Genomic DNA, 25,404 nt, shown 5'->3' on the forward strand with positions numbered 1-25,404 from the left:
GGTGGAGAGATTCGGATGGAATATCTGCTGAAACTGCTACGGTCCTTTCACGAGAAGGAGGAGGACAGAATTCAAATCGACCGCTTCGTTCGGCTTCTGAATGAACGGGTTATCCCCCACTACGTTTCCCTCAGTGAGGGAGGGGTGAAGATCGAAGAGAACAGAGCCCTCTTTCCAGCGCCCTGGAAGAGAATCCATGACGGTCTTACGGAGATCGGCTTTTTCAAGTGTTTTATCCCTCCCCAGTATGGTGGAGTGAGAATCTCTGAAGAGGGGCTTTACTCTTACATGGAGCTTCTGGGATTCAGCTGCCCCAGCCTGGGGATCATATTCGTGGCACACGGGCGGGCAGTGGATATGATCCTCTTCGGAGAGAATGAGGATCAGAAGTCTCGATACCTGCCGAGGTTTGCCCGGGGCGAGTTTGGCGCCATTGCCATGACGGAGCCCGGGGCCGGCTCCGATGTGGGTGCCATTGAGTTCTCCGCAGAGCGGGTTGGGCAGGAATACCTGTTCAACGGTCAGAAGTGGTTCATTTCCAACTCGGGTTTGGCTTCGGTCTATACGATCGTGGCGAACACGAAGAAGAAAAAGAGTCCCCGCGCACTGACCGCCTTCATCGTGGAGGACCACGCTGGAGGATTCTCTGTGGAGGATCTTCCCGAAAAGGACGGCCTCAAACTCGTCCCTACAGGGCGCCTGCTTTTCCAAGATACACGAGTCCCAAGAGAGAATATGATCGGGCAGGAGGGGAGGGGACTCCTTCTGGCCTTGAGGGTGATAGACAAGGGGAGGATTCATATCGCGGGAATATGTTGCGGGTTGGCTTATAGAATCTTCGACGAGATCTTCAGCTATTCCAGAAAGCGGGTCCAGTTCGATCATCCCCTAACAAGCAGTCAGGAGATCAGCTTCAGGATCTCTGACATGTACACCCAGATAAACGCGGCCAGGGGGCTCTGCTTCTATGCCCTCCGCCAGGTGGACACCCCTCTTTACCGGGGAAGCTCTTCCCAGGCGAAGCTCTTTGCAAGCCAGATGGTGGCGGATGTGGCTCGAAGCGGCCAGATCATCCTGGGGGGCAGAGGTTACCTGCGGAGCAATGTGGTCAGCCTCCTGTCGGCCGATGCAAGGGGAATGGAGTACGTGGAGGGGACAACCAATATCCAGCGGATGATCATTTCCAGCGAACTGTTTCGGGGCTATGAGTAGTTTTCATTTGGTGTTCCCGCTCTTCCTGGTAAGGCTCGGGCGGGACCTTCGGGCCGGGGCCGGTTTTCTGGAGAGAGTGGAGATGAAGGCACCTCTTGAGGAGGAGCCTGGTGCTATACCGGCTCTCTCTTGCTGGTCTGTTGGAGGGTTCTGTTGATAGATTTTCTCGGTGACTGGAAAAGGACCGACCGATGCGGTGATCTGGGCGTGGAAGATGTGGGGCGGGAAGTGACCCTCATGGGATGGGTCCAGAGGACAAGGGATCATGGCGGGGTGATCTTCGTGGACCTGAGGGATAGGGGGGGAACGGTACAGATAGTCTTCAATCCCAAGGTCTCCACCGCTGTTCACGAGAAGGCAGGAACGGTCCGAAACGAGTGGGTCTTGGCCGTGAAGGGGACGGTTGAAAGGCGCCCCGAAGGCATGACGAATCCGAATATGAAGACCGGGCAGATCGAGGTCACTGCCAGGGAGCTGAAGATTCTCAACCTTTCGGATACCCCGCCCTTCCCGATCGAGGATAGGGTGGAGGCTGCGGAGAGCCTCCGGTTGAAGTACCGGTATCTAGACCTCAGGCGCCCCCGTCTTCAGAGAAATCTCTGGGTGAGATACCAAGCTGCCAAGGCGGTCCGGGAGTATTTCGACGGCAGGGGTTTCATCGAGATAGAGACCCCTTTCCTGACTCGATCCACGCCCGAAGGCGCGAGGGACTATGTCGTTCCGAGCCGGATAAATCCGGGGTGCTTCTATGCTCTGCCCCAATCGCCGCAGATCTTCAAGCAGATTCTGATGATTGCAGGCTTTGACCGGTATTTTCAGATCGTGAAGTGTTTTCGTGACGAAGACCTCAGGATGGACCGGCAGCCGGAATTCACCCAGATCGATGTGGAGATGTCCTTTGTGACAGTGGAAGATATCAAGGCCATGATGAGCGAGATGATCGCCCATCTTTTTCGGAGGGTCATGGGGGTCGAGCTCGAACTGCCGTTTCCAACGCTCAGGTACAGGGAAGCCATGGACCGGTATGGAACCGATCGACCTGATATCCGCTTTGGGATGGAGTTGAGGGAGCTGACTCCCCATGTTCGGGGAAGTGAATTCAGGGTCTTCAGGGAGGCCATCGCATCGGGACGGGTCGTCAAAGGTATCAAGGTGGAGGGTTCCCCCCTGTCCCGAAGGGAGATCGAGGAACTGCCCGGAGTGGTGGATGGATTCGGTGCAGGCGGACTTCTGTGGGCTCGGATCGACTCCGATGGATGGGTCTCTCCGGTAAAGCGGTTTCTCACTTCAGACCAGATGAGGAGCGTGGAGAAGGCCTTTGATGCGTCTCCTGGTGATCTCCTCCTCTTTGTGGCCGACCAGCCGGAGGTCGTCAATGACTCGCTGGGACGGGTGCGGATGCATCTGGGAAGGAGACTCCGACTGCTCGATGAGAAACGGTACAGCTTTGTCTGGATTGTGGAGTTTCCTCTTCTCGAATACGACCCGGAACAGGGAAGGTACGTGGCGGTTCACCACCCCTTCACCGCCCCGATGGATGAGGACGTGGAAAGGCTCTCCACGAGTCCAGAGACGGTGCGGGCAAAGGCCTATGATCTGGTCCTTAATGGTGCCGAGATCGGTGGGGGATCCATCAGGAATCACCGCCGGGACATTCAGCAGCAGGTCTTCGAGAAGCTCGGAATGAGCAAGGATGAGGCGTTTCACCGTTTCGGGTTTCTCATGGAGGCCCTCTCCTATGGCGCCCCGCCCCATGGAGGTATAGCCTTTGGCTTCGACCGTCTCGTCATGATAATGACCGGAAGCGACTCGATCCGAGACGTGATCGCCTTTCCGAAGACACAGAAGGCCGTGGATCTCATGGCAGATGCCCCCTCCCCTATCGACCAGGATCAGCTCGATGAACTCTTCATCAAGGTTAAGAAGACCAAATAGTCGTCAAGAAACCAAATCCCCTTGCCTTTGTTTACGGGAGTTCCAGCCAACCTCTGAGGCGCGAAACTTTCAGGCCCTAGATTTTGCCTCCCAGCCTTGAGGAGTCGCCCGCCGATTGTCCGCAAGAAGGACCACAAAAAGATTGCTTGACAGGGGTCGTGTTTTTTTCTAAAACGGGGTAGGACCCGCGCTAGGTCTGCCCATTGGTCGCGGTCTTTTGTCCCACTCTGTTTTTTTCTGAAGACCGGCTCCAGGGCAATCTGCCGGGAAAGGGGGTGATGGCTCGCCTTTCTTGGAGGCTTGCGAGTTCTTCGATGCGGGGTGGGAATAACGGTTATGAGGAGGGATGAAGATGAAAAAGGAAAAGCTTGTCTGTGTAGTCTCTGTGATCCTCATAGGATTGTACCTTGCTGCCTGCCCCTCGGCTGGAGCAGGGCCCGGCAAGATCGTAATCGGTCATCCAGCGTGCCTGTCAGGGAAGTACGCAAAGGCGGGTGAACAGGCCTTAGGGGGAATAAAGGCCTGCGTCTCCTGGGTAAACAACGTGTATGGAGGTGTTCTCCTAGGGGGCAGGAAGGTGCCTCTCAAGTACAAGTACTACGACTGTGAATCGAAGAAGGAGGCTGTTACGAGCCTTATCAGCAGGTTGATAACCGTCGACAGGGTAAACGTGGTTTTTGCCCCTTACAGCTCGGGGCTTACGCTCAGGGGGGCTCCTGTTGCCGAGAGTCGTAGGATGCTCTATATGGATCATGGAGGGGCCAACAACAGGATTTTCCGCCAGGGATTCAGGTACATCGTGCAGACCATCGGACCTGCGAGCAGGTATCATGAGGGGACCCTGGATATGATTCACCATATTGATCCTGGGTCCAAGAGGATTGCTTTGGCCTATGAGGACAGCGAATTCGCGAAGATGGTGATGGTGGGAGCAAAAGAGCATGCAGAAATGCTCGATTTTGACATTGTCTTCGAGCGGACCTATCCCAAAGGTGTTACGGACCTGACCCCTCTGCTTTCGGCATTGAAAGCGGCACGACCGGATATAGTCATAGGGGGCGGCCACTTCGAGGATGGTCAGCTTTTCAACAGACAGATGGCCGACCTGGAGGTGGATGTTAAAGCCCTGTCGCTGATAGCAGCCGCCACCTTGCCTGCCTTCTACGAGGCTTTGACGAGCATGGCAGAAGGCGTCATGGGTCCATCGCACTGGGAGTATGGGGTGAAGTATTCTCCCCAGGAAGCCGACAAGGTGGGGCTCCCCTGGATCGGCCCCAGCCAGGATGAGTTTGTGAGCCTCTTCAAGAAAGCCATAGGCAAAGAGATGATCCCGGACTATCATGCGGCAGAGGCCGGAGCCCAGGTCTTGGCTTATGTCCTGGCTGTGGAGGCGGCCGGTTCCCTTGACTCGGACAGAGTGAGGGTTGCCCTGGGCGACCTCAAGTTCATGTCCTTCTACGGGGGGTGGGATGTGGACGACACCGGGCTCCAAGTGGGGCATTCCATGGTGGATGTCCAGTGGCAGATGGGTAAGAGGGTTATCGTGTGGCCTCCTGAAGCCCGGACCGGCGATGTCGCTTATCCGATGCCCACCTTTGCTGAGAAGGCTAGGGGGAAGGTGGCCGTACCGAGGTAGGGACAGGCTCATGTGGTTTGGGAGCAGGGGAAGTCTACGTCCTGTGAGGACACGCTAGGATGGTGCTAGAACAGCTGACCGGCAATCTTGTGCAGGGATTGGTTCTTGGTGCGATCTATGGTATGGCGACCATGGGGTTGAGCTTGATCTTCGGGGTCCTGAGGGTCGTCAACGTTGGCCATGGAGCCTTTATCATGGTGGGGGCATTCGTCACCCTCTGGGTCTTCAGTTCTCTCGGGATGAACCCGGTGGTGGCTGCCCCCTTGGCCTTTATGGTAGGCATGGCCCTGGGCTTCATCTTCTACTATTCGACTATCAGGCGTCTTGTCAAGGCACCAGAGCTCGCCTCTCTTCTGGCGACCTTCGCTATGGGGGTGCTGCTGGAAGAGATCGTCAAACTCATTTTCGGGTCCGAGTTCAGGGGCTACAATTGGGTGACAGGAAGGATAGACCTCGGTGTAACGATTCTGCCAGTATCCAAGATTTATGCCTCTGTGGGTAGTCTCTCCATTGCCGTTCTCCTGTATCTCTGGTTCAAGAAGACCAGGTCCGGCACCGCCATGAGATGCGTTGTTGAGGACAGCGAAGGGGCGAGGGTATGCGGGGTGAATGTGGATGGAGTATACGCCTTGAGCTTTGCACTTGGGATCGGGTTGACCGTATTGAGCGGGGTCCTCCTCACGATGTTCATACCGGTTGGAATAAACCCTTACATGGGGGGGGCATATACCCTGAAGGCCTTTGTGATTGCTGTGTTGGGTGGGCTTGCATCACCCTACGGTGCATTTTTCGGCGGCCTTGTCTTCGGGCTGATAGAAAACGGCTCATATACCCTGTTCGCCCTGTTGCCAGGGGTGGAGCCCTTTGCCCTGACGCGGTTTCTGTCGTTCCTGGTGTTGCTCCTCATACTTCTTCTCAAGCCGACAGGACTATTGGGGAAAAAATGAAGCAGTGTGCTGCCAGATACTATCCCCTGCTCCCTGTTCTTGCGGGGTACCTCACCATGTTCTTGATGGGCAGAAGCCTATCAGGCATGTGGCAGTTGATGGCGATGCTGGCTTTCTACTGTGCCCTCGGACAGGCGTTCAATATCTTTCTGGGCATGACCGGTTACGTGGATTTCGGGTACGTGGCTTTTCTTGGAGTTGGGACGTACGGGATGGCCCTGGCTATCACGCGGCTTGCTTCCTTTGAAGGGCTTGGATTGGGGATCATTGCCATAGGTTTGCTCTTGGCATTGGTTATGGCCACCCTGCTGTCTCTGGCTGTGGGAGCGGTTGCACTCAGGCTCAGAGGCGCTTATTTCGCAATAGCGACCATCGGTGTCAATGAAGGATTCCGGTATCTTATTGAAGGCGCCAAGATCTGGAACGGCTCTGAGGGCATCATATTCAATGCAGAGATGAACCGGATCTTCGGGAGAGGCCTGGCCAGTGCCCTTTCGACATTTTGGGCGGACGTGATGGTCTTCATAATAGCCGCGGTGGCTGCATGGGTTACCCTTTACTATATGAGGAGCAAGATCGGCTATGCATTGACGGCACTGAGGGAGGACGAGGACGCCGCAAAGGTCATGGGAATCAATGTGACCCGATACAAGATCATAGCCTTTACGACGAGTGCAAGTTTCGCAGGATTGATCGGCGCCACATCGTGGGCACTGAAAACCCCCTATGTGTTTCCGCCTGAGGTCTTCGAGATCCACTACACCGTGGAAGCGATCATCATTGTGCTCCTGGGCGGAGCCGGAACCCTTCTGGGACCTGTTGTGGGTGGCCTGATTTACGGGCTTTCCAAGTACTGGCTGAGTGTTATCATGCCGGGATTTCAACTCCTCATCTTCGCTCCCGTCATTATTCTCATCATTCTGGCATTTCCAGATGGGGTGGTTGGCATCCTCCGAAAGACCCTGAAAAATACGCAATTAGAGAAGTTCATCGAATAGGCATCGACATGACTCTGCTCAAGCTCGACAAGGTCACAAAACGATTTGGCGGTCTGGTGGCGGTGGATGGGGTGAGCCTTGAAATCCAGGCAGGGGAATTGGTGGGAATCGTGGGGCCCAATGGGAGCGGGAAGACGACGCTCTTCAATATTATCAGCGGAGTCTATTTCCCTGACGAAGGAAACGTCATCTTCGAGGGAAAGGATATTACCCTTCTCCCCTCTTACAGGAGGGCACCACTTGGAGTGGGGCGGACCTTTCAGATCTCCAGGCCCTTCGGCTCGGCCAGTGTGCGGGAGAATGTGGCCATTGGAGCCATGTTCGGTACCATGGCCCACGAAGTCAGTGTAAGCGATTCTCTGAGCATAGCGGATCGCTATATCGACATGGTAGGGCTCCAGGCTCAGAGGGAGAAGGCGGCAGGGAGCCTTACCCCTGTGGAGAAGAAACTCATGGAGATTGCCCGAGCCCTGGCAATGAGACCGAAGCTGCTGTTGATGGACGAGGCCATGGCCGGCATGAATCCTAAAGATATCGATGGGATGGTCCGGTTTATCAGAAGGATAAAGGAGGAGGAGAAGATAGCCGTGGTCTCCATGGTGGAGCACATCATGAGAGCAGTGGCCGGGCTTGCCGAAAGAGTCATGGTGATGCATCAGGGGGCAAAACTCATCGATGCACCAACACAGGAAGCCTTGAGAGATCCGAGGGTGGTGGAGGTCTATCTTGGGCATCCACTGGAGGAAGACCGTGCTGCGCGTTGAAAACCTCGAATCCGGGTACGGCCCCATGCAGGTGCTATGGCGGCCTAGCTTGGAGGTGAGGGGAGGATCTCTGACCTGCCTGCTCGGGCCCAACGGTGTCGGGAAATCGACCCTCCTCAGGACCGTACTGGGTTCTGTGGAACCCTGGGCAGGAAGAATAGTTTACGAGGGCGAGGAGATCACCCGTCTTCCAACACACAAGAAGGTGAACCTGGGGCTCACCCTTGTTCCGGAGGGAAAACATCTGTTTGTCGGTATGACAGTCCATGAAAACCTGATGATGGGGGCCTATCGCAAGGGGGCTCATCGAATGGTTCGGGACTCCCTTGAGCTTGTCTATTCACTGTTTCCGGTTCTTAGTGAGAGAGACGGTCAGCGTGCGGGTACGCTGAGTGGCGGGCAGCAACAGATGCTCACCATCGCCCGGGCCCTGATGACCAGACCGAAGCTCGTGATGCTCGACGAGCCGAGTCAGGGACTGGCTCCGATCCTGGTCAGGGAGGTTTTCGGGACGATCAAGAAACTGCAGGATGAAGTGGGATTAACCATACTCCTCGTGGAGCAGAACGCCGAGGCCTCCCTCGGCGCTGCAAGCTATGTATACATAATGCATGAAGGCCAGATAAAGGCCCAGGGAACCCCGGACGCGATAAGGGCTTCATCTGAGATCAGAAAAACCTACCTCGGTATTTAGCACATTCCACGCTCCTGCTTTTTGTTCTTTTCCCTCCAAGACCCGGGGGCCGGCTTGCCGGAAACTTGCGAAATCGATATTGACCCCCGGAGGGGTTTGTGTTAACGTGAACGCACATGGAGCCGAAGCCGACCATTAAGGACATTGCCCGTCTTGCCAGGGTATCCCACACAACGGTTTCCAGGGCCCTTAACGACAGGCCCCGGGTCAGCCGAAGAACCAGGGATCGGATCCTGGCGATCGCAAAGAAGCTGAACTACCGGCCCAATGTGGCTGCCAGGAGTCTCAAGGTTCGAAGGACCAAGACGCTGGGGCTTGTAATCACAACGATCATCAATCCCTTTTACCCGGAATTGGCCCAGGGGATCGAAAATACCGCCAGGGAGATGGGGTACAATATCATTCTCTGTTCTACCAACTACGACATCGATCTCGAGCTGAGGCATATCGAGATGCTGAGAAGCAAGGGAGTGGATGGCATCATATTCACCTCGACCCATATTCACGACCCAAACATCGAGGGTCTGGTGGAGGAGGGATTTCCCATCATCCTCGTGAATCGGAAGACCTACGACGAGTCGATTGGTAACCGAGTCGATTACGTTGTCATCGAGAACTCTAGGGGAGCCTTCATGGCCGTGGAACACTTGATCAGGATGGGACACAGGAGGATCGGGATCATCACCGGGCTCCGTCAATCCTCCGCATCGTGGGAAAGGCTGGAGGGAGTCGAGAGAGCCATGACAGAGTATGGGGTGGAGCTTGATCCTGATCTGGTTGTCGAGGGGGATTTTCTCAAGGCTTCGGGTGGGAGGGCTGCCAAGAGATTCTCCAGAATGAAGGTGCCACCCACTGCGGTTTTCGCGGTGAACGACTACATGGCTCTCGGAGCCATGGAGGGATTCATGGAGGAGGGCTTGCGCATCCCCCATGACATGGCCCTGGTGGGGTTCAATGATATCGAGATCAGCAGGATGAGAAACATCGAACTCACCACGGTGGGTCAGAAGACATATGAAATGGGATCGATCGCGGTGAGAACCCTCGTGGAGAAGATCGAGGGGGAGGCGCAGGGCCTTGTCAGGCAGATTATTCTCGAGCCTGAACTGCTCATCCGGAAGTCTTGCGGTTATTTCCTCAGCGGGTACAAGAGAGAGGCCTTGAGGCATGGGGTTCTGGCTCCTGAGCGGCCCTACCCGTGAGGTAGCCCTGAATGGAGGAGACATGATCGGTGATAGGGGGAGCGGGTCGATTCTCGGTCCGTGCCCGGCGATCCTCTTGAGCTATCTGAAAGAAGGAGGGGTGGGATGAAGAAAGTCGGTATTATCGGAAGCGGGAACGTGGGCACTAATGCGGCCTTCTATATAGCCGAGAAGCGTGTGGCCAACGTGCATCTCATCGATGTGGTGGAGGGCCTGGCCGAGGGCAAGGCACTGGACCTGATGGAGGCCGCACCGATCAGGGGTTATGACGTCGAGATTCGAGGGAGTTCGTCACCAGAGGATCTGACCGGATCGGACGTGGTGGTCGTAGCGGCGGGAAAGGTGAGACTGCCCGGGATGAAGAGGGAGGATGTCCTTGAGGAGAATGCGGGAATCGTGGCCCCCATCTGCCGGGAGATCACCCGGTGGGCCCCGGAGTCGATTGTGGTCGTGGTCACAGAGCCGGTGGATACCATGACCCATCTGGTACTGAAACAGACGGGATTCGACCCGCGCAGGGTGATGGGAGTTGCAGGGGTTCTTGACGGTGTCCGGCTTCGCTACTTTATTGCACGGAAACTGGGGATCTCGCCTCTCGACGTGACAGCCATGGTCCTGGCCGGGCACCACGACTACATGGTTCCCGTCTTTGAATACTGCCGTGTGGCGGGGATTCCGGTAAAAGATCTCTTGTCCGAGAAGGAGTTGGGGGAGCTCCAGAAGTCGGTGCGCAACGCAGGAGGGGAGATCGTATCCCACCTGAAGACCGGTAGCGCCTTCGATGCCGCGGCTGCGAGTGTTGCGGAGATGGTGGAGGTAATCGTTCGTGACAAAAAGAGGATCCTCTCTGCGCCCGCCTATGTGCAGGGAGAATATGGAATAGAGGGGATTTGTCTGGGTGTCCCGATTCTCCTGGGAGCCCGAGGGATCGAACGGATTTTCGAACTGGAACTGACCGACGAAGAGACGGCCGCCTTGAAGGTTTCCGCCTCGGTGCTCGAAGGGATGCAGAGGGAGTTTCTCACCAGTCTGGGTTTGAATTAGCGGTCACCGGAAAACGGCCGAGAAGAGAGGATCGGGAATTTTTCGGGGTCGCGCTGGTTCGGATAGAGGGGAGAGGGTATCATGAACAAGGTGAGTGTCATAGGGAGTGGAAACGTGGGGGCAACTACGGTAAAGTACCTGGCGGAGAAGGGGGTGGCAGATCTGGTCATGATCGATGTCGTCGAGGGAATGCCCATAGGAAAGGCCCTCGATTTTGTCCAGTCAGGACCGATTCGTGGATACGATGTCGAGATCACGGGGAGCAATGACTTTGCCAGCATGAGAGGGTCGGATGTCGTGGTAGTCACGGCCGGGCTACCGAGAAAACCCGGGATGAGCCGGGAGGATCTGCTGCTCAAGAACGCCTCCATCATGACCAGTGTGAGCGAGAAGGTGGCTCTCTACGCTCCCAACTGCGTCCTCATCGTGGTGACCAACCCTCTTGATGTGATGTGTTACGTGGCGCTGAAGGTGACGGGCTTTGGACTGAAGAAGGTTGTGGGGATGGCCGGGGTCTTGGATTCGACGAGGTTTTGCTATTTCATTGCCGAGGAACTCGGGGTCGACCCCCTCGACGTAACCGCCCTTGTCTTGGGGGGCCACGGGGACCAGATGGTTCCCCTGCCGAGATACACGGCTGTTTCAGGAGTACCCGTCACGCAGCTCCTTCCCCGGGAGACCATCGAACGCCTCGCGGAGCGAACCCGCAAGGGAGGGGCGGAGATAGTGAGTCTCCTCAAAAAGGGGAGCGCTTTCTATGCGCCCGCGGCCTCGGTCTCTGAGATGGTGGAGGCGGTTGTTCGCGACACCAAGCGTATTCTCCCCTGTTCGGCCTATTTGAGGGGTGAGTACGGGCTGGAGGACGTCTATGTGGGGGTGCCGGTAAAACTCGGCAGGGACGGGGTGGAGTCGATTATCGAGCTGGCCCTGACAGAGGAAGAAATGGATGCCCTCCGCGCCTCGGCCCTTGTGGTAAGGCGGAACATCGAGATATGGGAGAAGGCGAGGCGTTCAGGGGAAATCGGGGAGGCGGTATGAGGGAGATCGATGTGGGGCTGGTGGCCCGGAGTATAAGGGATCTCTGCATAGCAGCCAACTACGAGCTTGACAGAGATGTGCTCGATGCGTTTGAGAGAGCCCTGGAACAGGAGGAATCGCCTGTGGCCAGGGATATTCTGAATCAACTCAGAGAGAATGCTAGGATCGCCAAGGAGGAGATGATCCCCATCTGCCAGGATACGGGGTATGCGGTGGTCTTCGTGGAACTCGGCCAGGAAGTCCGAATCGTGGGAGGAAACCTCGACGAGGCGGTTCAAAAGGGTGTAAGGGATGGGTACCGGGAAGGATTCTTGAGGAAGTCCATCTGCCATCCCTTTACACGGGCAAACACAGGAGACAACACGCCGGCCGTCGTCCATCTGGAATTGGTTCCAGGTGACCGGATGAGGCTGATCGTGCTTCCCAAGGGGGGTGGAAGTGAAAACATGAGCGGTGCTCAGATGCTTACCCCTGCCGTGGGTATGGAAGGGGTAAAAGACTACGTGGTGGAGAGGGTGAGAATGGCAGGGCCCAATCCCTGCCCACCGACAGTCGTTGGCGTGGGTATTGGGGGGACCTTTGAAACTGCGGCGCTGATGGCAAAGAAGGCACTGCTCAGACCGATCGGGAGCCGGAACCAGGATCCTGAGCTGGCGGCGATGGAAGAGGAACTGCTTCAACGGATCAACCGGCTCGGTATCGGCCCCCAGGGTCTGGGAGGGCGAACCACCTCTCTGGCCGTTCACATAAACATGATGCCCTGCCATATTGCGAGCCTGCCTGTGGCTGTCAATATCCAGTGTCATGCCCACAGACACAAGGAAGAGACCCTTTAGCCCGGCCCCCTGAGCAGGGCCGCGGATCAGCGGGCACCGGGGTAATGAGGGTTGAGGAAGAGTTTCGCTATGACTGAGCCCATAAGACTCACACCGCCATTGGAGGACCGGGACCTGGAGAATCTGAGAATCGGGGATTCGATTCTTTTGAGTGGAGTTCTGTACACGGCAAGAGACGCAGCTCATAAGAGGATGATCGATCTACTGGACCGGGGGGAGGGGCTTCCCTTTGACATTCGCGGACAGGTTATCTACTATGTCGGGCCGAGTCCCGCCAGACCAGGGCGCGTGGTTGGAGCGGCAGGTCCCACAACGAGTTACCGGATGGACGACTACAGCCCTCGCCTCATGGAGCGGGGGCTCAAGGGCATGATAGGCAAGGGAATCCGCTCCAAAGAAGTGATCGAGGCAATGGTGCGTTACCACTGTGTCTATATGGCCGCCGTGGGGGGCGCAGGGGCCCTGCTCTCCAAGTGCATCAAGAAGGCGGAGGTCATCGCCTACGAGGATCTGGGGCCTGAGGCCGTGAGGCGGCTGGAGGTGGAGGATTTCCCGGTCATCCTCGTCAATGATATTCGGGGCAACGACCTCTACCAAGAGGGGATGAAGAGGTACGAGAGGTAGCTCCCTGCGGCCTTGCCGGGCCGCGAGAGGCCGTGAAATTCCCCGTGACTCCTCGCCATCTCCGTTCGCTGATGGGTCAGGGACGAGAAGAGCCCTGGGGCCTGATTTGCGGAAACGTTTGCTCAAAAATTAGCTCTTAATTATCGGACACTTACCTACCACTCGGATTTCTGCTGTTGAGATTTGTCTCAGGTGGGTGGTATATTTGAGCGGTGCCGCGGTTCGTACGACAGAGCGCGAGGGGTGACGATGAAGATCGAGATATCTCGAGGGACGGTTCATGATGATCTCGCCCAGACGGTTGAAGCTATCAGCGGTCAGAACCTTTTTGCCTGTTACCAGTGCGGGAACTGCACGGCCGGTTGTCCTGTCTCCTTTGCCATGGACCTCGGTCCCCACCAGGTGATTAGGTATACCCTCTTGGGGCTGGATTCAGAGGTTCTGGCTTCGAACACCTTCTGGATCTGTGCTTCCTGTCTCCAGTGCACCTCGAGATGCCCGAAGGGTTTGGACATAGCCAGGATCATGGAGGCCCTCAGGACCGTGGTCCTGCGGAAGAAGGAGCGCCTCGATCATCTCAGTATGGGTGACCTGACCGAGGAAGAGATCGACCGTACCCCCCAGATTGCCTTCATCAGTGGGTTCCGGAAATTCTTGTCCTAAGTCGGCGTCGCATTCGAGAAGGTCCCCGTGAGTTGGACAAGGGCACTCTGAGCGGATGGTGTCTGGGGGCCGTTGCTCGTGGATCGTGACAACTGACAAACGTAATGGTGGCTTTGATGGACTATCTCTACTTTCCCGGTTGTACCCTTTACACGAAGGCCAAGAATCTCGACAGGGCTGCCCGTGAAGCAGCCAGGGTCGTTGGTTTTGAACTCCACGAACTCTCAAACTGGACGTGCTGCGGAGCTGCCTTTCCCCTTGCGACGGACAATATCATGGCTCTGCTTCCTCCCTCTCGTATACTGGCCAATGCTATGAAGGAAGGAGAGAATCTGACCACCCTTTGTTCTGTCTGCTTCAATGTTCTGAGACGGACCCTTCATCTCCTGGAGTCAGACCCAGAAAAACGGGAGAAGATCTTTGATTTTATCGAGATGGAATACCGTGAGGGATTTCATCTAGTCCACTACCTCGAGATCCTGAGGGATGAAATCGGCTTTGAAAATGTAAAGAAGAAGGTGGAACGGGATCTCAAGGGGCTGAGAGTTGCTCCCTTCTACGGTTGTATGCTCCTCCGCCCTTCCGAGGAGATGAGATTCGACGACAAGGAGAATCCCTCGATCTTCGAGAATCTCGTCGAGAGTATTGGATGTAAGGCCGTTGATTTTCCCTACAAGATCGAGTGCTGCGGTTCTTTTCAAGCGGTTGGGGCGCCCGAGGTGGCCACCGAGTGCGGCCATGCGATCCTCTCTTCTGCACTCAAGAACGGGGCTGAAGCCGTGACCACCACGTGCCCTCTCTGTCAATTCAACCTCGATACGAAGCAGAGGGAGATGAAAGAGAAATACCCGGACTTTCCCGGACTTCCGGTCCTCTACTTTTCCCAGCTCATGGGCCTCTCCCTCGGTCTTCCGGTGGAGACCCTGGATTTTGGGAGAAACGATGTGGATCCCGTGCCCCTTCTTGAGGGAAGAGGGATTCTGTAGGATTGGACAGGCCTGTGATAGAGCAGGGTAGGCCGACACGTAGCCGTGAGGGTACGGAAAAGTGCAGACGCTTAATGCCTCATCAGAGGAATTGGGAAGAGAAGGAGGATCCCGCCCAGGCGCGCCGTTCATTGCCCGGGTGATGATCATCGGTGGGGGTATCGCGGGTATGACGGCCGCCATTGATCTCGGCAATGCCGGTTACGAGACCGTGCTGGTCGATCGGCTTCCCTCGATAGGCGGGCGGATGCTCCAGCTCTCAGAGACATTTCCCACTCTGGACTGCGCCCAGTGCACACTTACTCCAAAGACGGTCGAGACCGGCCAGCATCCCAACATAAGGCTCAGGACGTATTGCGAGATCGAAAAAGTCGAGGGTGGGATCGGGCATTTCACGGTGACCCTCAGGCGGAAGATAGCCTACGTGGATTGGGAGAAGTGTACGGGCTGTGGCCTCTGCCAGGAGAAGTGCCCGAAAAAGGTTCCTTCGGCATTTGACCGAGGGATAGGGCTTGGAAAAGCCATCTACACCCTCTCTCCCCAGGCGGTTCCCAACAAACCGGTCATCGATCCTGAAGCCTGCCGGTATCTTACGGAAGGCAAGTGCAGGGTCTGCGAGAAGGTCTGCCCCGCCCATGCGATCGACTACGAACAGAAGGAGGCCTTTTTCACGGAAGAGGTGGGGGCCATCATTGTGGCCACTGGATTCGATCTCTATCCGCTGAGGGGGATTGGGGAGTATGGTTCCGGAGAGATTCCCGATGTCATCGACGGGCTTGCCTTCGAGAGGCTGCTGTCGGCTTCCGGCCCGACAACTGGCGAAATCAGGCGTCCTTCGGACGGACGGACTCCAAAGGAACTTGTCTTCATCCAGTGTACTGCTTCAAGGGATCCTGAAAGGTACATGGCCTACTGCTCGAGGGTCTGCTGCATGTATACGGCCAAACACGCCAGGCTGTATAAACACAAAGTCCCTGATGGAAGGGCCTATATATTCTACATGGACATCCGTTCCACAGGAAAGGGGTATGAGGAGTTCGTCCAGCAGGCTGTGGAGGAGGAGGGGATCTGTTACCTGAGGGGACGGGTTTCCAGGCTCTTTCAGGACGGAGACCGGATCATGGTCTGGGGGGTGGATACCCTGACAGGAAGGAAGGTGGAGATCGCCGCTGACATGGTAGTCCTGGCTACGGCCATAATTCCAAGCGAGGGTTCGCGGGAACTGGCTCGGAAGCTCCACCTGGAGATAGACGGCAACGGATTTTTCACGGAGACGAACTGGAAGCTCCACCCGGTGGAGACGGGTACCCCGGGGATCTATCTCGCTGGTTGCAACGTGGGTCCCAAGGATATTGCCGACACAGTGGCGCAGGGGAGTGCCGCTGCCAGTAAGGTTCAGGCCCTCCTGTCGAGAGGTGGAAACAGGGTGTCACCAGGGTCTGATGGTTAGAGGTTCTCGGCTGGACGTGTGAGTTACGATACCGGAGACACGAGATCGAGGGCGAGGACATGGAATCGAGCCATGCGGGGGGAGGGCTCGTCGAGCCTGCCGATGCTTGCGATTGTTGCCCTGGTCCGAGGCTGTGGAAGACTGACAGGTAGAACCAAAGTATGAAAAGGCTGGGCGTTTTTGTCTGCCACTGTGGCGTCAATATCGCCGGTACGGTCGACGTCAAAAAGGTGGCCCACCGGATGGGAATGGAGAAGGACGTGGTCCACAGTACGGACTATATCTACATGTGCTCGGATCCCGGCCAACAGTTGATCAGAGATGCCATCCGAGAGCAGGGGCTTGATGGAGTGATTGTGGCGTGTTGTTCGCCGAACATGCATGAGAACACCTTCCGAAAAGCCGTTCAGTCCGAGGGGCTCAATCCCTATCAGTGTGAGATTGCCAATATCCGGGAGCAATGCAGCTGGGTGCATCAAAAGGAGAAAGAGAAGGCAACAGAGAAGGCAGAGCAGATCATCGCCGCGGTTCTCCAAAAGGTGAGGGGAAACCTGGACCTGGAGGCGATCCGGGTACCGGTCAACAAAAGGGTTTTGGTGGTTGGCGGGGGGATCACGGGAATCACGGCAGCCCTCGACCTGGCCGAGGGGGGATACCGTGTAGTGCTTGTGGACCGCCTTCCCTCTGCCGGCGGGCGCATGTTGCAGCTTGCCGAGACTTTTCCACATCTGGAAGATGCCACGAGTATCCTCGCGGTGAGGTTGAAAGATATCGAGAAGAATCCCCTTATCCGTCTGGAAACCTACGCAGAAATCGAAGAAACCAAGGGCTACGTTGGGAATTTCCATGTAAGGATTCGGAGGAACCCCCGGTACGTGGATCTGGAGAGATGTTCGGGCTGTGGCCGGTGTCTGGAGGTATGCCCGGTTGAGGTTCCATCTCTGTTTGATAGGGGACTGGCCAGCCGGAAGGCCGTATATTTTTGGGGGGAGAGGGGGGTCCCTCACAAGCCGGTCATCGATGGGGAGGCGTGTCTACACTTCCAGGACGCTACATGCCGGGCATGTGCCGAGATCTGTCCCGACAAAGCGATCAGATTTGACCAGGAGCCCCTATTCATCGAAGAAGACGTGGGGGCCATCGTGATGGCCACAGGTTATGATCTGTTCCCCCTGGCAGAGATCGGGGAATACGGTTACGGGAGGATCCCCGATGTGATTGACGGCCTTGCCTTCGAACGGATGCTCAGCCCGGATGGCCCTACTGGCGGCCAGATCCGGAGGCCGTCTGACGGAAAGATCCCCAGGGAGGTTGTATTTATCAAATGTGTTGCCTCGAGAGACCCGGAGCGGTATATGCCGTATTGCTCCCGAGTCTGTTGCATGTATACTGCCAAGCACGCCATGCTCTACAAGAGGAAGGTCAAAGACGGCCAGGCTTACGTCTTCTACATGGACATCCGGACCGACAGCAAGGGGTATGAGGAGTTTTTCCAGGAAACGGTAGAGCAGGAGAAGCCGCTATACCTGCGGGGGAGAGTCGCCCGGGTCTTCCAGGATGGAGAGAAGATCAGGGTCTGGGGGACCGACACCCTGTCCAACCGGAAGATCGAACTAACGGTGGATATGGTGGTTCTGGCCACCGCCATGGTTCCGAGCCGTGGGGTGAGGGATCTGGCCGCCAGCCTGAGGGCAACCACCGACAAGTACGGGTTCCTGACGGAAGCTCACATCAAGCTCTATCCCGTGGAGAGCTCCACACGGGGCATCTACCTGGCGGGTTGTGGACAGGGTCCCAAGGATATTACAGACAGTGTTGCTCAAGCCGGCGCGACTGCAGGCAAGATCCAGGCCCTTCTTTCAGCGGAGAAGCTGGTTCAAGATCCCCTGGTTGCCTCTGTTGACGAAAACGTGTGCAGCGGGTGCGGTATCTGTGTCGAGGTCTGTCCCTATGAGGCCAGGGAGATCGATTCCTATCGCAGGATCGCAATGGTTCATGAGGCCCTTTGTCAGGGATGCGGTGCCTGTGTCGCCTCGTGCCCGAACAACGCCTGTGAACTCAAGAATTCGACGTCTGTTCAGGTTGGGGGGATGATCGAGACATTTGCCGGCTGAACAGACCCGAAGGAGCAGGGAAGGATGGAGATCGATCAATCCTTTGCCAGAGAGGTTCAGGAGCGGAGCGGCCAGAATCTGCAGCTCTGCTACCAGTGCTTGAAGTGTTCGGTGGGTTGTCCTACTGCGCGGTATATGGATTACACTCCGAACCGTTTGATCCGTCTGGTCCAGTATGGGCGGAAGGAGAGGGTGTTGAAGAGTCACGCCCTCTGGTTGTGCGTGTCGTGTTGGACCTGCGGGACCCGATGCCCCAACGAGATCGACATGGGGATTATCATGGATACTCTCAGGCAGATGGCCATTGAGGGCGGCTTTGTGGCGGACAGGAACGTGGTCCTCCTCCACCAGGAGTTTGTCGATTCGATCCGCCGGCTGGGGCGGGTCCACGAGGCCACCATGCTGGCTTTTTACAAGCTAAGAAGCCACGATTTCATGACCGATCTCGGCCCAGGACTAAGGCTTTTTCTAAAGGGGAAGATCCCCCTGCTTCCTTCCCGCATTCGGGGAGTCAGAGAAATCCGGAGTATTTTTGAGAAAACCTATAAGCCCCTGAAGATTTGATCATGAAGATTGGCTCCAGCACATTTGTCGGTTGTCGGTCCCCACGGACCACGACCACGGACCAGGACCACGGACACGCACCACGACCACGGACCACGAACACGAACACGAACACGAACCACGAACACGGACACGAACCACGAACACGAACCACGAACACGAACCACGACCACGATGCCTGACGGGAGCCTTCTCAGAAACCAGTGCGTACCGATAATTTGGCACTAAACTGAAATGGGGGTTCACATTGCAATTGTCCTATTATCCAGGCTGTACGAGCCATTCCACTGCGGCTGAGTACGGCATGTCGACCGAGGCCGTCCTGCGAGCCCTGGGAGTGGAACTGCTGGAGATCGAGGATTGGAACTGTTGTGGTGCTGCGGCCGCTCACACCCTCAGCCGCCTCCTCTCCCTCGCCTTGCCGGCGAGGAACATCGCAAAGACTCAGGAGAGGGAACTTCCCCTGGTTGTCCCTTGCGCGGGCTGCTTCAACAATCTGAAGAAAGCAGAAGCAGTCTTGAAAACAGGAGGGGAGCTGGCCCGGCAGATCGAAGAACTGGTGGGCTTTAGATACGAGGAGTCGACAGACATACTCGCCCTCATCGATGTGGTGGTAAACCGGATAGGTCTGGACAGGGTCAGGCAGAAGGTGGTAAGGCCCCTTACCGGGCTGAGGGTTGCCGCCTATTACGGCTGCGCCCTGGTACGGAACCCGAAGATCACTCATCTTGACGATCCGGAAAACCCCATGTACATAGATCGCATAGTGGAAGTCCTGGGGGCCACTCCTGTGGAGTGGTCTTACAAGACCGAGTGTTGCGGTGCGGATCTGGCTCTGACCCACGGTGAGAGAGTCGCAGAAATGGTCACTCGTATCATAGAGATGGCCCGGGAGGCTGGAGCGGATTGTCTTGCCTGCTCCTGTGGACTGTGTCAGGCCAATCTGGAGATGAGGCAGAAATCGGAGGCGGAGGGGCTCCCGGTTTACTATTTCACTGAGCTGATGGGCCTTGCCATGGGTCTTGAAGGCCAGAAGAGGTGGTGGAGCAAGCATGTTGTCGATTCAACCCGACTGTTACGAAAGCTGAAGCTCATCTAGCCTAGAGGAAGGCCGTGCTATGGAAACAAGCGGGGAAATGGACGCTCTGGTTGTCGGGGGAGGGATTGCCGGAATGCAGTCGGCACTGGTCCTGGCCGAGGGTGGCTACCGTGTAGCTCTTCTCGAAAAACGGCCGGCCATCGGCGGGTACTTTCCTCTCCTCGACCGGACGTTCCCGACCAACTCCTGCGGTGTCTGTTTCATGTCCCCCACGCCTCCCGCGTATTGCCCTATCTACGAGATCGACCTCCACGAGAATATCGAGGTTCTTACAAACTGCGATCTTGAGGCCATCCAGGGAGAGGCCGGGAGCTTTGAGGTATCGATCACCGAGAGGCCTCGTTTTGTCGACGGGGCGAAGTGTACCCGCTGCGGTCGGTGTATGGAGGTCTGTCCTGTAGAGGTTCCCTCCGAATTCGGTGGGGGACTTGAAAAGAGAAAAGCCATCTATCTCCCTTTCCCCCAGGCCGTTCCGCGGTCCTATGTGATCGATCCCCTTAATTGTACCAGGTGTGGAGAGTGCACCAAGGTCTGCACCGTCGGGGCCATCTGTCTCGATGAGAAACCGGTTCAAAGGAGTCTGCGCGTGGCCGGTGTGATCCTGGCCCCTGGTTTTGAACCCTTCAGGGCGGAGGTCAAGGGTGAATATGGATTCGGCAGATATGCCAACGTGCTGACGAGCATCCAGTATGAGAGAATGCTCAGTCTCTCTGGTCCCACCCAGGGGGTTCCAAAAAGGATATCTGACGGAGAAAAGCCCAAGAGGATCGCCTTCATCCAGTGCGTGGGATCACGGGACCCCTCCTGCGGCCAGCCCCACTGCTCCACCATCTGCTGCATGTACGCCACAAAGCAGGCCATGATCTCCAAAGACCGGGACCCCGGCCTGGAGATCACGGTCTTCTATATGGATATCCGCCCCATGGGCAAGGATTATGAACGCTACTATGAGGGGGCGAGGGAACGATCCGGGATCAGATACCAGAGGAGCGCTGTCTCGGCTATTCGTGAGCTCCAGAAGAGCAAGAATCTTCTGATCACCTACGGTCTTGAGGACGGGTCCCTGAGGGAGGAAGAGTTTGGTATGGTGGTTCTTTCCGTGGGAGTTACTCCGCCGGAAGGGGCTCGCCAAATAGCGGAGCGCCTGGGGGTCGCCCTCAACGAGATGGGCTTCTGCAAGACGCAGGAATTCAGCCCGACCGCTACGTCGAGGCCGGGTGTCTTTGTGGCCGGTGCCTTTCGATCACCCGGGGATATCCCCCAGGCCGTGATGGAAGGGTCGAGTGCGGCTGCCGGTCTGGCGTGCCTTGTCAAAGGGGCGGGAGGGCAGATAGCCGATGAGGTCGAATATCCGGGCCTTGGTGACTCCGACCAGATCGTTCCCAAGATAGGGGTCTTTCTGTGTGACAGCGGAAGGGGGGTCCTTTCCCTTGCAGAAATCGGCAAGGCCGTGCGGGCGGAGCGGGATGTGGTCCATGTGGAAGAGATTGGCCTTGCCTGTGAGAGTGAGGGGCTCCGTGAGATCAGGGGGCGCATCGGGGAGAAGGGGATCAACCGGGTGGTGATCGCGGGCGGCTCCCTCATGAAACTGCGAAGAGCGGCGGAGAAGATGGCCCGGGAGGCTGGATTCAGTCCCGAGGTCTTTGAGTATGCAAATATTGACGAGCAGTGTGCCTCGGTCCATTCGAATGACCCCCCTCTGGCTACCGAGAAGGCGAAGGTGCTGGTACGGAGTGCCGTGGCCAGGGCGCGATGGGTTAGGCCCGTAAGGCGGGCGGGAAAAGAGGTCGTTCGGAGAGTCCTGGTGGTTGGGGGAGGACTTGCCGGGCTCGCAGCCGCCCTCGGCCTTGCCGAGCAGGGGATCGAGGTCACCCTTGCCGAGAAGGAGGAATCCCTTGGGGGCAATGGGCGGTTTTCCTACTATACACTCCAGGGGTCGGATTCTCAGTCTTCTCTCGAGGAACTCATAGCGCGTGTGGAGGCCCATCCCCGCATCGAAGTGTGGAAGGGAGCTGAACTTGAATCACTGGACGGGAGTTGGGGTGACTTCCGAACCCGTTTTTCTGTGGATGGAGAGGCAAGAGAGGCCCGTCATGGGGCGATTATCCTTGCCACGGGCGCTCATGAGATGAGACCCAGGGAGTATCTCTACGGGGAAGACCCCAGGGTGTTCACCCAGAGGGAACTGGAGAGGATGGTCCACGAGGGTGACAGGAGATTGGAAGGGCTCAGGGCGGTGGCGATGATTCAGTGTGTCGGCTCCCGGGACGAGCAACATCCCTACTGCAGCCGGATCTGCTGTGGCCAGGCCGTCAAGAATGCCTTGAAGCTGAAGCGGATGAACCCAGACCTCTTGGTTGTCGTCCTCTATCGCGATGTGAGGACGTACGGCTTTTACGAGACCTCTTATGAGGAGGCAAGAAACCAGGGGGTGATCTTTGTCCGATATGAGCCGGACAACAAGCCCCGGGTGGCCTGTGTTGATGATGCCTTGGAGATTCGATTCGACGATCCTGTCGCAGGCGAGCAGATCCGCCTCGAGATCGACCTTCTGGTTCTGAGTGTGGGAATCGAGGCAAATGACAATCGTAGACTTGCCGAAAAGGTCGGCGTCGAGCTCGATGCCGACGGTTTCTTCAAAGAGGTCAACTCGAAGAGCGCTCCCCTCGACTCGGTGGACCGTGGGAAGTTTTTCTGTGGCCTGTGCCTTGCCCCCTGTTCGATCGAGGACTCAATCGTTCAGGGCAGGGGGGCTGCCATGCGGGCAGCGGTCCTTTTGGCAAACAGGAGGGTGGAATACAAGCCCTATCCAGCCTACGTGATTGAGCGGCTCTGTTCGGGGTGCGGCCTTTGTATCACTACCTGCCCCTATGGGGCAAGGGTTTTGGATGAGGAGACCTGGAAAGCCCGGGTCCTTGAAGATCTGTGCCAGGGATGCGGGAATTGCGTTGTTGCCTGTCGCAACGGAGCCTCCCAGCAGTTGAACTACGAGAAGGTTGGAGTCCTTGCGACACTCGACGCGGCAATAGAGTGAGAGAGGCTCTTCGGTTTGCAACCGGTGAGACAGACGAGCCCGGATGGTCTTGGCTGGAGGACGGATACCGGAAGATCCCCGCTGAGAGATGAGGACGGAAAAACCCGGAGGATTTGCCCATGAGCGAGTTTGAACCGCGAATCGTGGCTTTTCTCTGCCACTGGTGTACCTATACAGGGGCCGACCTGGCAGGGACGACCCGGCAGCAGTACCCCCCGAATATTAGAATTATCCATCTCATGTGTTCCGGCGCAGTGGATACCATCTATGTGCTGAAGGCCCTTATTGATGGAGCTGACGGAGTCTTGATCGGGGGATGCCACCCCGGCGATTGCCATTATCAGACGGGGAATTACAAGGCAAGGAGGAGAGTGGCGATTCTTAAGAACATTCTGTCTCAACTCGGATACGATCCCGAACGGATCTGGCTTCGCTGGATCAGTGCAAGCGAGGGGAAGCTCTTTGCCGATACCGTGACACAGATGGTTGAGGAACTGAAACAGAAAGGACCCAACCCGATCAAGAAGATGTGGGCCCTGTAATGCACGAGGAGAATCCATGAAGGCTGCAATCCTGAGCGTTGAAAACGGCGACCCCTTGGCCGCCCTGAGAGGTTTCTTGCGGCGTCTCCTTGAAACGAGAATGGTCGGAATGATTCTCGTTCCAAAGGCGCTTCCGTCCGGGGCGGGATTCGTCCAGACCCTCATCAGAGACCCGGCGATGCTCGACGATGTTCACCCTGTGGCACCGACCATGCCTGTCCAATCAGCAAGGATCCTTTCCGGTCTGACGGTGGGCGACCCCGGCGAGCGGATCGGAGCGGTACTGAAACCGTGCGAACTGCGTGCCGCTGTCGAACTCACCAAGTTCCTTCAGGTGAAACTCGACCATCTGGTCACCATCGGGGTGGATTGTCCGGGAACCTATGAGGTCGAGGATTACGCCAGGGTGGCCGGGGAGAAGGGGGCTGGTGACTCTCTGTGGGAAGGCATGGTCAGGGGGGTCAAGACCGGCCGGCTTGACGGGCAGGAAGAGGAAGGGATAGCCCTTCGCCTTGCCTGTCGGATTTGCGAGAACCCTGTCCCTGTAAATGCCGACATCACTTTCGGGTTTTTTGGCCATGACCCGAGCAGGGAGATCGAGGTGATCGTCGGCGAGCGGGTGGTAGGGGAGTTTGAGGAGAGAGGCATTATCGGTCTCTCCTCCGAGGAGTCGAGTGAAAGGGGGCAGGTGATCTCCCAGTTGAAGGAGGAGCGGATCAGGAAGAGGGACGAGGTGTTCGGTAGGTTCAGGCAGCAAACCACCGATCTTCAGGCTCTGATGAGTACTTTTTCCACGTGTGTCCGGTGCCACAACTGCATGGTTGCCTGCCCGATCTGTTACTGCAAGGAATGCGTGTTCCGGACGCCGACTTTTGAGCACCAATCAAACCAGTTCGTCCGATGGGCAGACCGGAAGGGGGGCATCCAGATGCCCACTGACACGCTCATCTTTCATCTGACCAGGTTGGCTCACATGGCCACATCCTGTATCGGCTGTGGGCTGTGTGACAGCGCGTGCCCCAGCGGGTTGCCTGTAATGACCCTTTTTAGGACCGTAGCCCAGGGCGTGCAGTCCCTGTTCGACTATCTTCCCGGTCGTGACCCTGAGGAGACCCCACCTGTAGCCACTTTCAGGGAGGATGAGCTTCAGGTCGAGACCGGTGCCAAGGACTGAGACCAGGTCTGCATGTTGGCGCGATGTGGTCTCTATGGTGAACAAGAACTCTGGAGGAGATTGATGGAATCGGGGAAGAAAGAGAATGAGAGATCAGGTCATTCCGAGATGGTTCCCATCTTCGTCATGGGCAAGAGGTACGACGTCCCCGCGTCTCTGACCATCCAGAAGGCGATGGAGTATGCGGGATATCAGTGGATCCGGGGATGCGGATGCCGAGGAGGCATCTGCGGTGCCTGTGCGACGGTATACAGGTTTCCCGAGAGCTACAAGATCGAGGTGGGTCTTGCCTGCCAGACCGTGGTTCAACCCAACATGTACATTACCCAGATTCCTTTCTTTCCGGCTGTCAAGAAGACCTATGACCTGGAGAAACTCACTCCGACCCTGGAAACCCTGGTCAAGTTGTATCCGGAGACATTACGGTGCCTCCAGTGCAACGTGTGCACGAAGTCCTGCCCCATGGACATTCAGGTGATGGATTACATGGCGGCGGCGATGCGTGGCGACATTGAGAGAGTCGCCGAATTGTCCTTCAGCTGCGTCATGTGCGGCCTCTGTACCTCTCGTTGTCCTGCCGAGATCTGTCAGTACAACATTGCGATTCTTGCCAGACGGCTCTACGGAAAGTATATGACCCCCAAGGCCGAACATCTCCAGGCAGTGATTGAGGAGATAACAAAGGGCCGCTACGACTCGATGATGACGGAGCTCATGGAGACCGATGAAGAGAGACTCAAGAAGCTCTATACGGAAAGGGAGATTGAGCCCGAGGAGGCCGATGAAATGTGGACTCCGAAAGACACTTCCCGTCTCTGAGACGGCCGTACAGGTAATAGCGGAGGATT

General features: G+C 56.8%; 22 protein-coding genes. All 22 read left to right on the forward strand.

The features are described from left to right. The first annotated feature begins 15 nt into the window (after nt 1-15). The 22 genes from JRJ26_05290 (at nt 16) to JRJ26_05395 (ending at nt 25,375) form a co-directional block, all read left to right on the forward strand. On the forward strand, nt 16-1,212 hold the full coding sequence (locus JRJ26_05290) for an acyl-CoA dehydrogenase family protein (GenBank protein MBW2056893.1): 1,197 nt from the start codon (nt 16-18) through the stop codon (nt 1,210-1,212). Nucleotides 1,213-1,365: 153 nt separating this feature from the next. Beyond that, nucleotides 1,366-3,147 carry an aspartate--tRNA ligase gene (aspS, locus tag JRJ26_05295; GenBank protein MBW2056894.1) on the forward strand — a complete coding sequence of 594 codons (1,782 nt, stop codon included), beginning with the start codon at nt 1,366-1,368 and terminating at the stop codon, nt 3,145-3,147. Between the two features lie 352 nt (nt 3,148-3,499). After that, the gene (locus tag JRJ26_05300; GenBank protein MBW2056895.1) at nt 3,500-4,783 is read left to right on the forward strand and encodes an amino acid ABC transporter substrate-binding protein; all 1,284 of its coding nucleotides are present in this window, start codon (nt 3,500-3,502) and stop codon (nt 4,781-4,783) included. 59 nt (nt 4,784-4,842) lie between these two features. Further along, on the forward strand, nt 4,843-5,730 hold the full coding sequence (locus tag JRJ26_05305) for a branched-chain amino acid ABC transporter permease (protein ID MBW2056896.1): 888 nt from the start codon (nt 4,843-4,845) through the stop codon (nt 5,728-5,730). Beyond that, on the forward strand, nt 5,727-6,728 hold the full coding sequence (locus JRJ26_05310; GenBank protein MBW2056897.1) for a branched-chain amino acid ABC transporter permease: 1,002 nt from the start codon (nt 5,727-5,729) through the stop codon (nt 6,726-6,728). Before JRJ26_05305 ends, JRJ26_05310 begins: the two co-directional genes overlap by 4 nt. An 8-nt stretch (nt 6,729-6,736) precedes the next feature. After that, nucleotides 6,737-7,492 carry an ABC transporter ATP-binding protein gene (locus tag JRJ26_05315; protein MBW2056898.1) on the forward strand — a complete coding sequence of 252 codons (756 nt, stop codon included), beginning with the start codon at nt 6,737-6,739 and terminating at the stop codon, nt 7,490-7,492. A 25-nt stretch (nt 7,493-7,517) separates the two neighbouring features. Continuing rightward, nucleotides 7,518-8,186 (forward strand): ABC transporter ATP-binding protein, encoded by a 669-nt coding sequence (locus tag JRJ26_05320; protein MBW2056899.1) that lies wholly within the window; start codon nt 7,518-7,520, stop codon nt 8,184-8,186. 116 nt (nt 8,187-8,302) lie between these two features. Continuing rightward, nucleotides 8,303-9,388 carry a LacI family DNA-binding transcriptional regulator gene (locus JRJ26_05325; GenBank protein ID MBW2056900.1) on the forward strand — a complete coding sequence of 362 codons (1,086 nt, stop codon included), beginning with the start codon at nt 8,303-8,305 and terminating at the stop codon, nt 9,386-9,388. 105 nt (nt 9,389-9,493) lie between these two features. Further along, on the forward strand, nt 9,494-10,432 hold the full coding sequence (mdh, locus tag JRJ26_05330; protein MBW2056901.1) for a malate dehydrogenase: 939 nt from the start codon (nt 9,494-9,496) through the stop codon (nt 10,430-10,432). Between the two features lie 81 nt (nt 10,433-10,513). Beyond that, a complete protein-coding gene (gene mdh / locus JRJ26_05335) occupies nt 10,514-11,470 on the forward strand; it encodes a malate dehydrogenase (protein MBW2056902.1) in 957 nt (318 codons plus the stop codon). Continuing rightward, nucleotides 11,467-12,306, forward strand: a complete 840-nt coding sequence (locus JRJ26_05340; protein ID MBW2056903.1) for a fumarate hydratase — start codon at nt 11,467-11,469, stop codon at nt 12,304-12,306. The genes mdh (JRJ26_05335) and JRJ26_05340 overlap by 4 nt, the downstream gene beginning before the upstream one ends. Before the next feature lie 69 nt (nt 12,307-12,375). Further along, nucleotides 12,376-12,930, forward strand: coding sequence for a Fe-S-containing hydro-lyase (locus JRJ26_05345; GenBank protein MBW2056904.1), 555 nt, complete (start codon nt 12,376-12,378; stop codon nt 12,928-12,930). Nucleotides 12,931-13,179: 249 nt separating this feature from the next. Next, on the forward strand, nt 13,180-13,593 hold the full coding sequence (locus JRJ26_05350; GenBank protein MBW2056905.1) for a 4Fe-4S dicluster domain-containing protein: 414 nt from the start codon (nt 13,180-13,182) through the stop codon (nt 13,591-13,593). Between the two features lie 116 nt (nt 13,594-13,709). Then, a complete protein-coding gene (locus JRJ26_05355; GenBank protein ID MBW2056906.1) occupies nt 13,710-14,579 on the forward strand; it encodes a CoB--CoM heterodisulfide reductase iron-sulfur subunit B family protein in 870 nt (289 codons plus the stop codon). A gap of 91 nt (nt 14,580-14,670) precedes the next feature. Continuing rightward, a complete protein-coding gene (locus JRJ26_05360) occupies nt 14,671-16,029 on the forward strand; it encodes a CoB--CoM heterodisulfide reductase iron-sulfur subunit A family protein (GenBank protein MBW2056907.1) in 1,359 nt (452 codons plus the stop codon). Between the two features lie 161 nt (nt 16,030-16,190). Beyond that, a complete protein-coding gene (locus tag JRJ26_05365; protein MBW2056908.1) occupies nt 16,191-18,143 on the forward strand; it encodes a CoB--CoM heterodisulfide reductase iron-sulfur subunit A family protein in 1,953 nt (650 codons plus the stop codon). Between the two features lie 24 nt (nt 18,144-18,167). Continuing rightward, complete coding sequence (locus tag JRJ26_05370) at nt 18,168-18,707, forward strand: 4Fe-4S dicluster domain-containing protein (GenBank protein ID MBW2056909.1); 540 nt, start codon at nt 18,168-18,170, stop codon at nt 18,705-18,707. Nucleotides 18,708-18,954: 247 nt separating this feature from the next. Then, nucleotides 18,955-19,806: a CoB--CoM heterodisulfide reductase iron-sulfur subunit B family protein gene (locus tag JRJ26_05375; GenBank protein MBW2056910.1), complete on the forward strand. Its 852-nt coding sequence runs from the start codon at nt 18,955-18,957 to the stop codon at nt 19,804-19,806. A 19-nt stretch (nt 19,807-19,825) separates the two neighbouring features. Next, nucleotides 19,826-22,840 carry a CoB--CoM heterodisulfide reductase iron-sulfur subunit A family protein gene (locus JRJ26_05380; GenBank protein MBW2056911.1) on the forward strand — a complete coding sequence of 1,005 codons (3,015 nt, stop codon included), beginning with the start codon at nt 19,826-19,828 and terminating at the stop codon, nt 22,838-22,840. Nucleotides 22,841-22,959: 119 nt separating this feature from the next. Continuing rightward, the gene (locus tag JRJ26_05385) at nt 22,960-23,382 is read left to right on the forward strand and encodes a hydrogenase iron-sulfur subunit (GenBank protein MBW2056912.1); all 423 of its coding nucleotides are present in this window, start codon (nt 22,960-22,962) and stop codon (nt 23,380-23,382) included. Between the two features lie 16 nt (nt 23,383-23,398). Further along, on the forward strand, nt 23,399-24,556 hold the full coding sequence (locus tag JRJ26_05390; GenBank protein ID MBW2056913.1) for a Coenzyme F420 hydrogenase/dehydrogenase, beta subunit C-terminal domain: 1,158 nt from the start codon (nt 23,399-23,401) through the stop codon (nt 24,554-24,556). Between the two features lie 63 nt (nt 24,557-24,619). Continuing rightward, complete coding sequence (locus tag JRJ26_05395) at nt 24,620-25,375, forward strand: 4Fe-4S dicluster domain-containing protein (protein ID MBW2056914.1); 756 nt, start codon at nt 24,620-24,622, stop codon at nt 25,373-25,375. Nucleotides 25,376-25,404 lie beyond the last annotated feature (29 nt).

It is taken from the genome of Deltaproteobacteria bacterium, assembly GCA_019308905.1.
Lineage (GTDB): Bacteria > Desulfobacterota > BSN033 > WVXP01 > WVXP01 > JAFDHF01.

Coding starts and splice junctions, on each gene's coding strand:
- JRJ26_05325 (MBW2056900.1), top strand. CDS start 8,303: ATGGAGCCGAAGCCGACCATTAAGGACATTGCCCGTCTTGCCAGGGTA.
- JRJ26_05350 (MBW2056905.1), top strand. CDS start 13,180: ATGAAGATCGAGATATCTCGAGGGACGGTTCATGATGATCTCGCCCAG.
- mdh (MBW2056901.1), top strand. CDS start 9,494: ATGAAGAAAGTCGGTATTATCGGAAGCGGGAACGTGGGCACTAATGCG.
- JRJ26_05340 (MBW2056903.1), top strand. CDS start 11,467: ATGAGGGAGATCGATGTGGGGCTGGTGGCCCGGAGTATAAGGGATCTC.
- mdh (MBW2056902.1), top strand. CDS start 10,514: ATGAACAAGGTGAGTGTCATAGGGAGTGGAAACGTGGGGGCAACTACG.
- JRJ26_05370 (MBW2056909.1), top strand. CDS start 18,168: ATGGAGATCGATCAATCCTTTGCCAGAGAGGTTCAGGAGCGGAGCGGC.
- JRJ26_05395 (MBW2056914.1), top strand. CDS start 24,620: ATGGAATCGGGGAAGAAAGAGAATGAGAGATCAGGTCATTCCGAGATG.
- JRJ26_05290 (MBW2056893.1), top strand. CDS start 16: ATGGAATATCTGCTGAAACTGCTACGGTCCTTTCACGAGAAGGAGGAG.
- JRJ26_05385 (MBW2056912.1), top strand. CDS start 22,960: ATGAGCGAGTTTGAACCGCGAATCGTGGCTTTTCTCTGCCACTGGTGT.
- JRJ26_05305 (MBW2056896.1), top strand. CDS start 4,843: ATGGTGCTAGAACAGCTGACCGGCAATCTTGTGCAGGGATTGGTTCTT.
- JRJ26_05365 (MBW2056908.1), top strand. CDS start 16,191: ATGAAAAGGCTGGGCGTTTTTGTCTGCCACTGTGGCGTCAATATCGCC.
- JRJ26_05355 (MBW2056906.1), top strand. CDS start 13,710: ATGGACTATCTCTACTTTCCCGGTTGTACCCTTTACACGAAGGCCAAG.
- JRJ26_05380 (MBW2056911.1), top strand. CDS start 19,826: ATGGAAACAAGCGGGGAAATGGACGCTCTGGTTGTCGGGGGAGGGATT.
- JRJ26_05310 (MBW2056897.1), top strand. CDS start 5,727: ATGAAGCAGTGTGCTGCCAGATACTATCCCCTGCTCCCTGTTCTTGCG.
- JRJ26_05345 (MBW2056904.1), top strand. CDS start 12,376: ATGACTGAGCCCATAAGACTCACACCGCCATTGGAGGACCGGGACCTG.
- JRJ26_05390 (MBW2056913.1), top strand. CDS start 23,399: ATGAAGGCTGCAATCCTGAGCGTTGAAAACGGCGACCCCTTGGCCGCC.
- JRJ26_05320 (MBW2056899.1), top strand. CDS start 7,518: ATGCAGGTGCTATGGCGGCCTAGCTTGGAGGTGAGGGGAGGATCTCTG.
- JRJ26_05315 (MBW2056898.1), top strand. CDS start 6,737: ATGACTCTGCTCAAGCTCGACAAGGTCACAAAACGATTTGGCGGTCTG.
- JRJ26_05300 (MBW2056895.1), top strand. CDS start 3,500: ATGAAAAAGGAAAAGCTTGTCTGTGTAGTCTCTGTGATCCTCATAGGA.